This is a genomic window from Lichenibacterium dinghuense (assembly GCF_021730615.1).
Lineage (GTDB): Bacteria > Pseudomonadota > Alphaproteobacteria > Rhizobiales > Beijerinckiaceae > Lichenihabitans > Lichenihabitans dinghuensis.
This window is the reverse complement of sequence record NZ_JAJLMN010000001.1, coordinates 4,927,501-4,940,500: the sequence shown is the minus strand read 5'-3', so window position 1 is coordinate 4,940,500 and position 13,000 is coordinate 4,927,501. Positions and strand designations below refer to the sequence as shown.

Annotated in this window: 10 protein-coding genes and 3 pseudogenes (1 of these 13 cut by a window edge); 9 read left to right on the top strand and 4 right to left on the bottom strand. The window is 67.6% G+C overall.

All coding sequences use genetic code 11. From position 1 onward, the window contains the following. Positions 1-16 precede the first annotated feature (16 nt). The gene (locus L7N97_RS30370; RefSeq protein WP_237480700.1) at positions 17-1,216 is read left to right on the top strand and encodes a helix-turn-helix transcriptional regulator; all 1,200 of its coding nucleotides are present in this window, start codon (positions 17-19) and stop codon (positions 1,214-1,216) included. Positions 1,217-1,461: 245 nt separating this feature from the next. Here the strand turns inward: L7N97_RS30370 and hflX are convergent, their stop codons facing one another. Then, positions 1,462-2,817 (bottom strand): GTPase HflX, encoded by a 1,356-nt coding sequence (gene hflX, locus L7N97_RS23675; protein ID WP_237480699.1) that lies wholly within the window; start codon positions 2,815-2,817, stop codon positions 1,462-1,464. A gap of 552 nt (positions 2,818-3,369) precedes the next feature. On the opposite strand from hflX, the gene tnpA reads away from it, so the two are divergent. The 3 genes and pseudogenes from tnpA to tnpC (L7N97_RS23660) form a co-directional block, all read left to right on the top strand. Continuing rightward, a complete protein-coding gene (gene tnpA, locus L7N97_RS23670) occupies positions 3,370-3,819 on the top strand; it encodes an IS66-like element accessory protein TnpA (RefSeq protein ID WP_237480698.1) in 450 nt (149 codons plus the stop codon). Further along, positions 3,816-4,172 carry an IS66 family insertion sequence element accessory protein TnpB gene (tnpB, locus tag L7N97_RS23665; protein WP_237480697.1) on the top strand — a complete coding sequence of 119 codons (357 nt, stop codon included), beginning with the start codon at positions 3,816-3,818 and terminating at the stop codon, positions 4,170-4,172. Before tnpA ends, tnpB begins: the two co-directional genes overlap by 4 nt. Before the next feature lie 105 nt (positions 4,173-4,277). After that, positions 4,278-5,192 (top strand): annotated as a pseudogene (gene tnpC / locus L7N97_RS23660) (IS66 family transposase); the annotation flags it as partial. An 88-nt stretch (positions 5,193-5,280) separates the two neighbouring features. Here the strand turns inward: tnpC (L7N97_RS23660) and L7N97_RS23655 are convergent. Then, positions 5,281-6,009: a reverse transcriptase domain-containing protein gene (locus tag L7N97_RS23655; protein ID WP_255721718.1), complete on the bottom strand. Its 729-nt coding sequence runs from the start codon at positions 6,007-6,009 to the stop codon at positions 5,281-5,283. Continuing rightward, positions 5,937-6,521 (bottom strand): reverse transcriptase domain-containing protein, encoded by a 585-nt coding sequence (locus tag L7N97_RS29905; protein WP_309242839.1) that lies wholly within the window; start codon positions 6,519-6,521, stop codon positions 5,937-5,939. The genes L7N97_RS23655 and L7N97_RS29905 overlap by 73 nt, the downstream gene beginning before the upstream one ends. A 684-nt stretch (positions 6,522-7,205) precedes the next feature. Here L7N97_RS29905 and tnpC (L7N97_RS23650) point away from each other — a divergent pair. Both tnpC (L7N97_RS23650) and L7N97_RS23645 read left to right on the top strand, forming a co-directional pair. Next, a pseudogene (gene tnpC, locus L7N97_RS23650) lies at positions 7,206-7,820 on the top strand (IS66 family transposase); the annotation flags it as partial. Between the two features lie 88 nt (positions 7,821-7,908). Next, positions 7,909-8,202, top strand: a pseudogene (locus L7N97_RS23645) (integrase core domain-containing protein); the annotation flags it as partial. Between the two features lie 349 nt (positions 8,203-8,551). Here L7N97_RS23645 and L7N97_RS23640 read toward each other — a convergent pair. Next, positions 8,552-9,724, bottom strand: coding sequence for an ABC transporter ATP-binding protein (locus tag L7N97_RS23640; RefSeq protein ID WP_237480696.1), 1,173 nt, complete (start codon positions 9,722-9,724; stop codon positions 8,552-8,554). A 191-nt stretch (positions 9,725-9,915) separates the two neighbouring features. Between L7N97_RS23640 and L7N97_RS23635 the strand changes: the two genes are divergently transcribed. From L7N97_RS23635 to L7N97_RS23625, 3 genes are all read left to right on the top strand, one after another. Continuing rightward, positions 9,916-11,049 (top strand): IS5 family transposase, encoded by a 1,134-nt coding sequence (locus L7N97_RS23635; protein WP_237480695.1) that lies wholly within the window; start codon positions 9,916-9,918, stop codon positions 11,047-11,049. 261 nt (positions 11,050-11,310) lie between these two features. Next, positions 11,311-12,266, top strand: a protein-coding gene (locus tag L7N97_RS23630; RefSeq protein ID WP_237480694.1) for an IS630 family transposase whose coding sequence is annotated in 2 segments (ribosomal slippage) — positions 11,311-11,650 and positions 11,650-12,266 — 957 coding nt in all. Because the reading frame shifts where the segments join, the coding sequence is not laid out codon by codon here. A 100-nt stretch (positions 12,267-12,366) separates the two neighbouring features. Further along, positions 12,367-13,000, top strand: the 5' portion of a protein-coding gene (locus L7N97_RS23625; protein WP_237480693.1) for a recombinase family protein. Its footprint extends 626 nt past the window's final position; the window shows 634 of its 1,260 coding nt (coding positions 1-634); its start codon is at positions 12,367-12,369; its stop codon lies off the right edge, out of view.

The window sequence follows — 13,000 nt, the reverse complement described above, 5'->3', positions numbered from 1 at the left end:
TCACAGGAGGTCGAACGTGGATGACATCATCTCTGCCGCGACGTTGTCGTCGTTGATCGGCTTGATCTACGATGCCGCGATCAATCCAGGCGCCTGGGCCAAAGCTCTCGATGCGATTCGAACCGAATTGAACTTCGGGAACGCCACCCTCTCCCTGCACAGCCTGCCGGCGGGCGAGGTGCTGCTGAACGAGACGGTGAACATCCCGCAACGTTACCTCAGCAGCATGGCGGACTATGGTCCCGACGTCCTGGACCAATGGGGTGGCATGCCCGTCATCATGCAATGGCCCCTCGACCGGCCAGCGGTCCTGAGCCAAGTCAATCCCGATGTCGTACGCTACGACCTGACGCAGAACCGGTACTCCCTCGAATGGGCCCGACCGCAGGGCCTGATCGATGTCCTTGCCATTCCGCTGGCCCGCGATGCGAGGGCTGTCGGTTCCGTGGCCTTCGGCCGGCATGAGAGCGCCGGGTCGATCGGCACGCGCGAGTTCGAGATCGCCCGATTGCTGGTCCCGCACCTTCAGCGGGCGGCGACGATCAATCGACTGCTGGACCTGACGGCTTTAGCGCGATTCACTTTCGCGGGTGTGGTCGACACCTTGTCCGCACCCGTCCTTCTGGTCGCGGCCGATCTGAGGCTCATCCATGCGAATCCCGCGGCCAAGGAAATGTTGGCGGCCGCTGACCTGATCCGTGTGCGCGGCGGCGTCGTTTCCAGCACGGTCGGCGGTGTCACCAAAGCGCTTGCGGTGGCGGTCACGCAGGCGAAGACCGATGAGAGCGCCATGGCACGGAGGGGGCTCGGAATACCGGTGTCGCGCCATGGCGGCGGCAAGGCCGCCCTCCACGTCCTCCCACTCCGCCTTGGCCGCATGGCGGTCGACGGCGGTGCGGCCGCAGCGGTCTTCGTCGCCCGGACCGACGATCCCTTCGTGCCGCCGACCGAGGTCGTATCTGCCTTGTTCGGGTTCACGCCGGCGGAGAGCCGCATCTTCGATCAGATCGTGACCGGCCGCACGGTCGATGAGGCCGCGGCGGCTCTCGACGTCGAACTCTCAACCGTGAAGACTCACCTGCAACGCATCTTCAGCAAGACCGGCGTGCGACGTCAGGGCGACCTTCTCAGGATCGCCGTCTCGCTGGCGGTTCCGGTTGATGTAGGCCCTTCTCTCCCAGCCTGTAATCGGAAGCATCCGGCCTCATGTCACTGATCCTGTCCGAAAGCCGAGGATTAACACGATGCGAACGCTTCTCGAAACTTGTGTGACGCTTCCCATTCAGTCTCACTACGTTGCGAGCAAAAGCCGGATACGACCCATCTCGGGCATACCGCTCCAAATCACGCATGCTCCGAAGCAGACACTCTCGGCTCAACCATACCGACGGTTGCGCGCCCACTACAGTCCTTGCCGAACGAGGTCAACCTGTGGCACGCTTTCGCTGACGCATGCCGTTTCTACGAGGCTGAGAGAATCTTGCGCAGGCGCGCGATCCCGCCTGGAAGCCCGCGGACGTGCAGCACGCGGCCTTCCGCGTCGAACTCCTCCGAGAGCACGCGCGCGTTCTCGTAGACGGCGCCGAGCAGCCCCTGCTTGGCATAGGGCAACGTGAGCCGGTCCTCCACCATGGCGGCCTCGAAGAAGGCGATCACCGTCGCGCGCAGCGCCGCCACGTCGGCGATGGAACTCGCCGAAAGGAAGATCGCCTCGGGATGCCTCTCCGCCAGGACGGCCCGATGGGCGTCGTCCACCCGGTCCATCTTATTCAGCAGCAGCAGCGAGGGCACCGCATCCGCACCGATCTCGTGCAGGACGGACCGGGTGACCTCGAGTTGCGCCTCGTAGGTCGGGTCGGAAGCGTCGACCACGTAGAGCAGCAACGACGCATCGAGCGCTTCGGCCAGCGTCGACCGGAACGAGGCGACGAGGTCGTGCGGAAGTTTCTTGATGAAGCCCACCGTATCGGAGACGAGCACGCGGGGCGAGGTTTCCGGCCGCAGCGCCCGCACGGTGGTGTCGAGCGTCGCGAAGAGCTGATCGGCCACAAGAACCTCGCTCCCCGTGAGAGCACGCATCAGCGACGACTTGCCCGCGTTGGTGTATCCGACCAGCGCGACACGCGACTGGTCGCCGCGCGCGGAGCGACGCTGTTCGTCGTCGAGCTGGATCTCGTCAAGTTGCGCCTTGAGTTCGGCGCGGCGGTCTCGGACCTTGCGGCGGTCGAGGTCGATGTTGGACTCGCCCGCGCCGACCCCGCGCTGACGGCCGCCCCCCGTCGAGGACTCGCGAAGGCGTGGAACGACATATTGCAGCCGGGCCATCTCCACCTGGAGCTTCGCCTCGCGGCTGCGCGCGTGGCGGTGGAAGATCTCCACGATCACGCCGGTGCGGTCGAGCACGTCGGCGCCCGTCGCCCGCTCCAGGTTCCGCGCTTGGCTCGGCGAGATCTCGTGGTCGACGATCACGATGTCGGCCGACGGCTGCCTGTCCTGCCCCGGCTGGTCCGGCACGAAAGCCGGCTCGGCGCCCTCGTCGAAGCGCTCCCGCGCCTTCGACTTCGGCGCGGTCGCCATCGTTCCGACCACGCCCGTTCCGCCGGTGAGCGCCGCCAAATCCTGTATCCGTCCCTTGCCGAACACGGTCGAGCCGTCGAGCGCTTCGCGTCGCTGCGACAGGGTGCCGACGACTTGGTAGCCCAGCGTCTTCACCAAGCGGCCGAGTTCCTCGATGCTTGCCGCATGGGCCGCGTCATCGACGCCGGGAAGCTGGACGCCGACGAGGATGGCGCGCGGGACGGGAAGTTTGGTTTCCATACGTCTGCGTAGCACGGTCGGAAGGTCTGTTGTCTCACACAGCCCGCCTCAAATCACTTGGCCCCCTCTCGGCCAGATCGTTCTGCTTTCGACGCCGGTCCCGTGAGATAACCGACGCCGCCCGTGACGCATGGGTCCTGCGGGACGAACCCATCCGGGCCCACGTGCCTGATCGCCGGGTCAGCGTCACCGGAAGCGACGCCCCGCCTCAGCGCCGTCGCCTGTCGACCCATATCGGCCGATCAGAGCCGAAGCGGCGGCCTCGAAAGCGGACGGTCGCTTCCGGGGTCGTTTGCGGGACACGAGTGTTGAGCGAGGATGGTGATCAATCACTCGACGTAGGCTGGGGCCCGGTCCCAGTGCTGTCGGCCCCGTTCCTTAGGGTTGCAGCAGATTCCGGTCTGAGCCGACTACGCCGTCAATTTCACTAGCGCGTCCGGCCACGCAAGAGCATCCTCCGTACCTCGTCCTGCAACGTAAGCGTCGCCCCGGCCCCACCTTCTGGAGCCTGACCGGGTGATGGATGATCGAGGCCGCAGGAGGCTTCGATCCATGTCTATACCTGAGCATATGCACGTGTCGGAGGGGCCGCAGCGCTTCGACGTGTTCACCGGCGGAGGGCGCCGACGCCGTTTCACCGCGGCCGAAAAGGCGGCGATCGTCGACGAAAGCTACGCGGACGGGACCTCGGTCTGCGGGGTCGCGCGCCGTCACGGCCTGACGTCCCAGCAGCTGTTCGGCTGGCGCCGACTGGCTCGCCTCGGGCCATCGTCGTCTCTGCCCGCCGAGCGACCGCTGTTCGTGCCCGTCATCGTGGCCTCCGAGCCCGAGGCGCCGCCCCGTGATGAGGCGCCGACTGGCCCGAAGCCGCGCAGGCGCCGGAAGCGGATCGAGGAGGCGAGCATCGAGCTGGAGATCGCCGGCGTCGTGGTGCGGGTGGGCCGGGATGCCGACGCCGGCGCGATCGCGGCGGTGATCGGCGCGCTCAGGGCCGGCACGTGATCGGTCCCGCGGGCGCGGTACGCGTCATGCTGGCCACCCGGCCGGTGGACTTCCGCAAGGGCATGGACGGCCTCGCCATGCTGGTGCGCGAACAGCTGGGCGCCGACCCGTTCTGCGGCACGGTGTTCGCCTTCCGCTCGAAACGGGCGGACCGGCTCAAGCTCCTGTTCTTCGACGGCACTGGCGTGGTGCTGGTGGCGAAAAGGCTGGAGGCGGGCGCGTTCCGCTGGCCGAAGCCGGGCGATGGTGCCGTCCGGCTGACCGCCGCCGAGATGGCGGCGCTCGTCGACGGGCTCGACTGGCGGCGCGTGCACGTGCCGCGTGAGGTGGCCGTGCCGCGGCTGGCCGGTTAGGCGAGAACAGGCGAAGGCGTCGCGCGCGGGGCTCGGGTGTGATCTGATCCCTCTGTGATCCCGAGCGAGCCCGCCCCCTCCGACGACCCCGCCGCCCTGCAGGCCATGCTGGCGGCCGAGCGGGCCGAGAACGAGCGGCTGCGCAAGATCATCCGCGAACTCCAGCGCCACCGCTTCGGCCGCCGGGCGGAGAGCCTGCCCCTCGATCAGCTCCAGCTCGGGCTGGAGGAGGCCGAGCAGGCCGAGGCGGCCGACGAGGCCAGCGCCGAGGCGGCGGCTCCGACCGTGCGCGCCGCCCGCGTCGCCAAGCGCCGGGCCAACCGGGGCTCGCTGCCGGCCCACCTGCCGCGGATCGACACCGTGGTGGACATCGCCGACGACAGCTGCCCGTGCTGCTCGGCCCCGCTGCATCGCATCGGCGAGGACGTGTCCGAGCGGCTCGACGTGGTGCCGGCGCAGTTCCGCGTGCTGGTGGTGCGCCGGCCGAAATACGCCTGCCGGGCCTGCACGGACGGCGTGGCCCAGGCGCCCGCACCGGCGCGGCTGATCGAGGGCGGGCTGCCCACCGACGCCACCGTGGCGCAGGTGCTCGCGTCGAAATACGCGGACCACCTGCCGCTGTACCGGCAGGCGCAGATCTTCGCCCGCCAGGGTGTCCTCCTGGACCGCTCCACCCTGGCCGACTGGGTGGGGCGCGCGGCGCTGCTGCTCGAACCCGTGCACGGGCGGCTGCTCGACCACCTTCGGGCGTCGACGAAGCTCTTCGCCGACGAGACGACCGCGCCGGTGCTCGACCCCGGCCGTGGGCGCACGAAGACCGGGCAGCTGTGGGCCTATGCGCGCGACGATCGCCCCTGGGGCGGCGCCGATCCGCCGGCGGTGGCCTACGTCTACGCCCCCGACCGCAAGGCCGAGCGGCCCATGGCACATCTCGCCGGCTTCGCCGGCGTGCTGCAGGTGGACGGGTATGAGGGCTACCGCGCCCTGACGAAGGGCGACCGGGTGAAGCTCGCCTTCTGCCGAGTAGGCGAGGATGTTCCCATCCCCGCCCCTCACAGACCCGGACGTGCAGATTTCCCGCATCCGGTTCTTCGCGCGCATGGTTCGCTCAAGGAGCGGCGTACTTGTGGACGATCAAGGCCGCGGGCAAAGGGTACCGCGCGAGCATGGCTCGGAAGCGCTGCCACGGCAGGTTGCTGTGGCGGCCGCGCCGCGCGAGCCACTTTCTCCAGGCCCGTACGATCTGGTTGTGATACCAACGGATCCGCCGGCCGTTGCCGGTGATGCCGTAGTAGGCGCAGTGTCCCCGGATCACCCGTGACAGACGCGTATGCTGCTCCCGGAACGGGCGGTGCAGGTTTCGCCTGAGCCACTCGTTCACGGACGCGAGCGCCCGCGCGTAACGGTCCTTGGCCGTCACCTGGGCGACGACGTTCCTGCCCTTGCGCGACTTTCCCCACACGTGGGTGAAGCCGAGGAAGTCGAACGTCGTTCCCGCTGCCCTCGGATGGCACCCTTGCGGGCGCCGGAACCGGAAATCCACGAAGCGGGTCTTGGTCGGATGGAGCGTGAGCCCGTACCGGCCGAACCGCTTGCCCAGCACGGCCAGCATCTTGATGCCGGCCGCGTGGTCCTCGAACGCCATCACCGCATCGTCGGCGTAGCGAACCAGCAGGCAACGCCCCCGCAGGTGCGGCCGCGCCACGGTCTCGAACCATCTGTCCAGCACGTAATGCAGGTAGATGTTCGAGAGCAGCGGCGAGATCACACCACCCTGGGGCGTGCCTCCCGTCGTACGGCGAAGGACGCCCTTGTCGAGCACCCTGCCTTCAGCCATTTGTCGATCATCCTCCGGACGACGCCGTCCGTGACTCGCCGGTCGAGGAAGCTTCGCAGGTGCCCGTGGTCGATGGTGTCGAAATATTTCGATATATCGACATCCACCACCCAGCGGAGCCCCTGCTCCATGAACCCCGTGCGCAAAGCGCGCAGGGCATCATGGGCCGAGCGTCCCGGCCGGAAGCCGTACGAGCACGGCAGGAACTCCGCCTCGTAGATCGGCTCCAGCAGCAGGAGGATCGCCCGCTGCGCCACCTTGTCTTCCAACGTCGGGATGCCGAGCGGCCGCATCGACCCATCCGCCTTGGGGATGAGATGCCGACGCACCGGCGGCGCGACGTAGCGTCCGGACTTGATGCGCGCCATGAGGTCCGAAAGATTGGCCTCCAGGTTCGCCTCGTAGTCCTTGGCCGTCACACCGTCGATGCCCGGCGCGCCATCCTTGCGCGTCAGGCGATAGGCCTCGGCCATCCAGTCGAGGTCGATCAGGTGGTGCAGCGAGGTCAGCACCCGCTCGGGATGCGTCCTCGCCAGATCGGCTATCCATTGTCGTTTCGTGGACAGGTTTGTGAGACGCAGGGTTCTCTCCCGTGTTTCCCGTCAATGGTTCATCGCGCGCGGCGGCCCCCTTCCCTCCGGCGGGTCCCGGTGAGCCCGGTTCCCCGCCCTCGGCGGTACTATGAAGCCGCTACGACGTCCCGCCGCACTCGGCCTTCGGCTTATGCCTTCGCCTCGGGCTTCCGCATGGTCCTGGCTTTTCGTGCTCGCCGAAGCGCTCCCGGTCGTCGCCAAGCCGGCGACCGGGCCTGAGCCTTGTTGAGCCGGCGCTCCCATTCCGGCGGTTTCCACGCGGGTGTCGGCGGGACCTCTCAGGTTCCCAGGTGACCCATCCCGTACCTTTGCCCTGCTCCAAGACCCCGGTCGAACCGGACGGCCTGACCATGACGGCCGTCCCGGTGCTGCCCCCGCACCCAACACGGCGAAGGCTTCGACGCTTTCATGATCTCGAGGCTTACGGCAGGGCTTCAGTACCCGCTGTATACGCTTCACGAGCGGCGTTGCCGCCGCCCATGCAAGACTCGCTTCCGGCTGGCGGGCTCCGCCTCTACCGGGAGGGTGTCGAACCCTCTGGATCACGATGAAAGGTTTCAGGTCACATCCGTCCTCCTTTCCAGGGCTTACCCTGACGCAAGCTGGGCCCACGCGCGGAGGAAGTTCTTTGAGCTGGCCGACATCGAGGCCGCGGCGCGCCAGAGGGCCCGCAAGAAGGTGGCGGTGATCGCGCCGCTGGCGCTCGAAGCCGTGCGGCGCATGGACGAGCTGTTCGCCATCGAGCGGGAGGTGAACGGCCGGCCAACGGCCGAGCGCCTGGCGGCGCGGCACGAGCGCTCCGCCCCGATCGTGGCGGCCTTGGAAGGCTGGATGCGCGCCGAGCGCGCCCGCCTGCCGCGCGGTGCCGAGGTGGCCCGGGCCATGGACTACATGCTCGAGCGTTGGCCGTCCTTCGCCCGCTTCCTCGACGACGGGCGCGTGTGCCTCAGCAACAACGCAGCCGAGAGGGCCCTGCGCGGCTTGGCTCTGGGCCGCAAGGCGTGGCTGTTCGCCGGCTCGGACCGCGGCGGACAGAGGGCGGCCTTCTTCAACAGCCTGATCGTGACGGCGAAGCTGAACGACGTCGACCCGCAGGCCTGGCTGGCCGACGTGCTCGGCCGCATCGCGTCTCACCCGGCCCAGCGCCTCGCCGAGTTGCTGCCGTGGAACTGGAAGCCGACCTCGGCCGCCCCGGCGAGCCTCGACGTCGCAGCCTGACCCGGACGCTCAGCCCCGGGCCTTCCCGACCCGCGATCACGCCGCGACGAAACCCGCAAGCCCCGTTTCCGCGGCCCTCGCCGTAGGCGTACGCATAAAGTACAGTGAGCGACTTGCCGAAGCCGGCATCGAACCCTCAGTCGGCAGCATAGGAGACAGTTACGATAACGCCCTCGCTGAAACCATCAACGGCCTGTTCAAGGCCGAGGTGATCCACCGGCGGGGGCCATGGCGGTCGTTCGAGGCCGTCGAATACGCCACGCTTGAATGGGTCGACTGGTACAATCACCGCCGGCTGCTCGAGCCCATCGGCAACGTCCCGCCGGCCGAAGCCGAAGCGGCCTTCTACGCCGCGCTTGAGGCCATTCCGATGACGGCGTAAATTCCAAGCCAATCAGCCTCCGAGAAACCCGGAGCGGTTCAGCCTGCCCCGACTTGTACATCGCCAGCAGCTTCTCGAAGGACGAGTCGTATGGCAGCGAGATGAGGTTGACCTTTTCGAGAACTGGGCGAGCTGCGCGTTGAGGAGCTCCGTCCTGGCCGGATTGGTCAGGACTTCGACGAGGTTGAGCTGGGTGGTGGCGGAGGCGGCTGTCGCGGACAACAGCGCGCACAGGGAGGCTGAGGCGGCCAGTAGGCCGACCGCCATGCGTTCGATGGTCATGGTGATCTCCGGTGATTAGTTCGGGCGTGTTGGCACGGTCGCGCGCCCGATCACGCGACCGAAGCTGTTACGCGGCGGCGTTCGCCTGCGCGGCTCGGCTCCCGGACAGCGGCAGACGGGCGCCATCAGGACCGAACAGAAGGATGCGGCCGGGTTTGGTCGCCAAGTGCACCCGTTCACCGGCCCTTGGAGCTGACGGCATGAAAGGGTCCGACCGGACGAGGAGGCGGCCGGCGGTGTCGTCGAGATCGACGAGCAACGTCCGCTCGGAGCCGAGATGCTCCACTCGGCGCACGATACCGGACCATCCGGTCGCCTCGGGCCCCACCATCGCCAGGGCTTCGGGCCGGATGCCGAGCGTCACTCGCCCGGCGTTGGCTGCCGTGAGCGCCGGCTGCACCGCGCCGGGAACTGTGAAGCGGCCGACCCTGACGGCGCCATCCGGTGTGAGGCAGCCCTCCAAAAGGTTGATGCGCGGCGTTCCGACAAGCTCGGCCACGGCTAGGTAGGCGGGATCGTCGTAGATCTCGGTCGGTCGGCCGACCTGAAGGATCTCGCCGGATCGCATGACCGCGATCCGGTCCGCCATCGTCATCGCCTCGGTCTGGTCGTGGGTGATGTAGACGATCGTCGCGCCGAGCCGCTGATGCAGTTGCGCCAACTCGTCCCGCATTTGGCCGCGCAGGGCTGCGTCGAGGTTGGATAAGGGTTCGTCCATGAGGAAGGCGCGCGGTCGGCGCACGACGGCGCGCCCGATGGCTACGCGCTGTCGCTGGCCGCCGGACAGCTGCTCCGGCCGGCGATCGAGCAGATGTTCGATGCCGAGCGTTGCCGCCACCGTCGCGACCTCACGGCGAATCTGCCGCCGGGATCGCCGTGCCGAGGGGACCATGGCTCCGATGAGGGGCAGGCGTTCTAAGGCGTTGAGCCGCTTCACGCGGAGCGGCGAGGCGATGTTCTGCTCGACCGTCAGATGTGGGTAGAGCGCGTAGGATTGGAACACCATGGCGATGTCGCGCTCGGCGGGAGGCAGGTCATCCATCCGGCGGCCGTCGATCCGGATCTCGCCGGAATCCTGAGAATCCAGACCTGCGATCAGCCGGAGTAGTGTCGACTTCCCACAACCGGACGCACCCAGCAGAGCGACGAATTCACCATCACCGACTTCGAGCGATACGTCCTTCAGAACGGGATTGCGTCCGAAACTCTTGCTGACGCGTTCAAGCGCTATCGCAGCCATCGTGCCACCTTTTCGTCCCGACTTGGCGGCCGATCTACCCCGCACTACGCGACAGACAGATGACATCTAGATGTCTTGCCGCAGTTCTTGAGAAGGCGCGCAGGAAGGCTCCTCTAGCAGGCCGCTGAAAAAGGCTTCGGGGTCTGGCCAGTTCGTGATTCACTCCGCCTTGCTCATGGGGGGAGTATCGAGTGCGCGGACAGGACAGCCGGAGCGGCTCGCTGTTTTCCTACGTGGACCTGGAGCAGCGGGTCCGTTCGGATCATCCCCTGCGTACGATCCGGGCTTTGGTGAACGAAGCTCTGGCGTCGCTCGACGGGCGCTTCGGCGAGATCTACTCGGAGATCGGCCGTCCCTCGATCCCGCCCGAGCAGCTGCTGCGGGCGATGCTGCTGCAGGTCTTCTATTCGGTGCGGTCCGAGCGCCAGCTGATGAAGCAGCTCGACTTCAACCTTCTGTTCCGCTGGTTCGTGGGCTTGGGCATCGACGATCCCGTGTGGGACGCCTCGACCTTCTCCAAGAACCGCGACCGCCTGCTCGACGGCAGCGTGGCGGCGGCGTTCCTGAGTGCGGTGCTGGCCATCCCGCGGGTGAAGCGGCTGCTGTCGCAGGACCACTTCAGCGTGGACGGCACGCTGATCCAGGCCTGGGCCTCGATGAAGAGCTTCAGGCCCAGGCACGGCGACACGCCGCCGAACCCGCCCGCTTCTGCCGAGCCGCCCGCGGGCGGGCGCGGTGGACGCGGTGGACGCAATGCCGAGGCGGACTTCCACGGGGAGCGCCTGAGCAACGACACGCATCGGAGCGTCACGGATCCCGAGGCGCGGCTTTACCGCAAGGGACGGGGCCGGGAAGCCAGGCTGTGCTTCATGGGGCATGCGCTGATGGAGAACCGCCATGGGCTGATCGTGGACGGCTGCGTGACCGAGGCCAACGGCCACGCCGAGCGCACCGCGGCCCTCGCCATGATCGAGAAACGCGCCGATCGGCCGGGCCGCATCACGCTCGGGGCCGACAAGGGGTATGACGCCGAGGACTTCGTCAACGAGCTGCGGAGCATGAACGTCACGCCGCACATCGCCCGCAACACGGCCAAGCGCCGCTCGGCCGTCGACGGGCGCACGACGCGTCACCCCGGCTACGCCGTGAGCCAGCGCATCCGCAAGCGCATCGAGGAGGGGTTCGGCTGGGGCAAGGAGTTCGGGCTGCTGCGCCGCATCCGGATGCGCGGCCGCGAGCGGGTCGACATGGCCTTCGCCGTCTCGGCCGCGGCCTGCAACCTCATACGCCTGCCAAAGCTGCTGGCCGAACCAGCGGTGGCGTGAGGTGGCGTGACATGGGGCCCTGTCCCGTCGCGACGAGCGCCAGCCCCGTCGCGGCGGCAAAGGAGCGGACAGCAAAAAGACCGACCCTCACGCTTTCCATCGTCCACCCGCCAAAAACGACGCCGGATGAAGCTCAGGGGCTGAACGTCGACCTTTTTCAGCGACCTGCTAGAGCTGTTTCCGTCCGGTTTGAGTCGGGACGGTGTAGCGGGTTCGGCCGGGTTGTGATTCGGTGAGGGCAACCTTTGCGGGATGCCCCTGATGCCAAGAGCCCTGTCTGTGGACCTACGCGAGCGTGTTCTGGCCGCTGTCGAGGCGGGCTCCTCCTGCCGCCAGGCGGCCGAGCGTTTCGGTGTCGGGATCGCGACGGCGATCCGCTGGCAAGCCCGCTTCCGGGCCGAGGGCGTGGTCGCGGCCAAGCCGATGGGCGGAGACCAGCGCTCCCGCAACATCGAGGCCCACGCGGAGATGATCCTGCAGGCGTGCGAGGCGGAGCCGCAGGCGTACCTGCGCGAGCTGCGTGAAAGCTTGCGCGAGAAGGGTGTCAGCACGAGCACGAGCGGGCTGCACCGCTTCTTCGTGCGCCACAAGATCAGCCGTAAAAAAGGGATCTGCACGCCGCCGAGCAAAGCCGTTCCGGCGTGATGAAGGCGCGCGAGGACTGGTTCGAGGGTCAACTCGACGTGGACCCCGAGCGGGTCGTCTTTCTCGATGAGACAGCGGCGGCCACCAACATGACCCGCCGCCATGGCCGGGCGAGGCGTGGCGAGCGCTGCCGCATCGCGGTGCCGCACGGGCACTACAAGACCACCACGGTCACGGCGGCCCTGCGGGGAAGCGGTCCCTTTGCGATCGAACTGATGGACGGCGCCACAAACGGGGCGCGGTTTCTGGCCTACGTCACCGACGTCCTCATCCCGGCCCTCAAGCCCGGCGACACGGTCGTGATGGACAACCTGAGCGCTCACAAGGTGAAAGGCGTGCGGGAGACTATCGAAACAGCGGGGGCTCGCTTGCTCTACCTTCCGGCATACAGCCCTGACTTCAATCCTATCGAGAACGCCTTCGCCAAGCTGAAGGCCTTGCTTCGCACAGCGGCGGCCCGCACCGTCACGGATCTGCGCGTCGCCATCCGGGAAGCCTTTACCCGCTTCACTCCTGACGAGTGCCGCAACTACCTCGCCGCGGCTGGCTACGATGCCTACGACCCAACCTGATCGGAAATAGCTCTAAGCTCCGCAGGACGGTCGGCGATCCGGCCCGGGACCGCAAGCCGAGGCTGCCTGGGCGAAGCTGAGGCGCCCTGAGGAGGTTGGGATGTCAAGGAACCTGCGCAAAGCGAGACTATCCCCCACGGCCCTCGTGGCCGCCATCTACGTGCGCTACTCGTCCGACCGCCAACGCGACGCCTCCATCGAGGACCAGATCCGACTGTGCAAGGAGCTGATCGACCGCATGGGATGGGTCGTGGGGCCGATCTACATCGATCGGCAGATCTCGGGCAGCATCGTCAGCCGAGAGGGCTTCCAGAAGCTCCGAAAAGACGTCCGGGGCGGCACGTTCCAGGTGGTCGTGGCCGAGTCGCTCGATCGCCTGATGCGGGACGGCGAGGCATCGTTCAACTTCGGGAAGCACTACAGGCTTGCCCGTGTCCAGATCCACACGCACGCCGAAGGGCCCGCCACCAAGCTGATCATGGGCTTCAAAGGGACGATCAACGCCGTCTTCCTCGACGACTTGGCCGAGAAGACCCATCGCGGTCTGCACGGGCGCATCGAGGACGGCGCTTCCGCAGGAGGGCTGAGCTACGGCTACGACGTCGTGGCCACCGCCGAGGGCGAGGATAAAGGCCAAAGGTGCGTCAACGTCGCCGAAGCCGAGGTCGTCCGGCGCATCTTCGACGACTACGGCCTGCGCAATCTTTCACCGAAGAAGATCGCTGCGGCCCTGA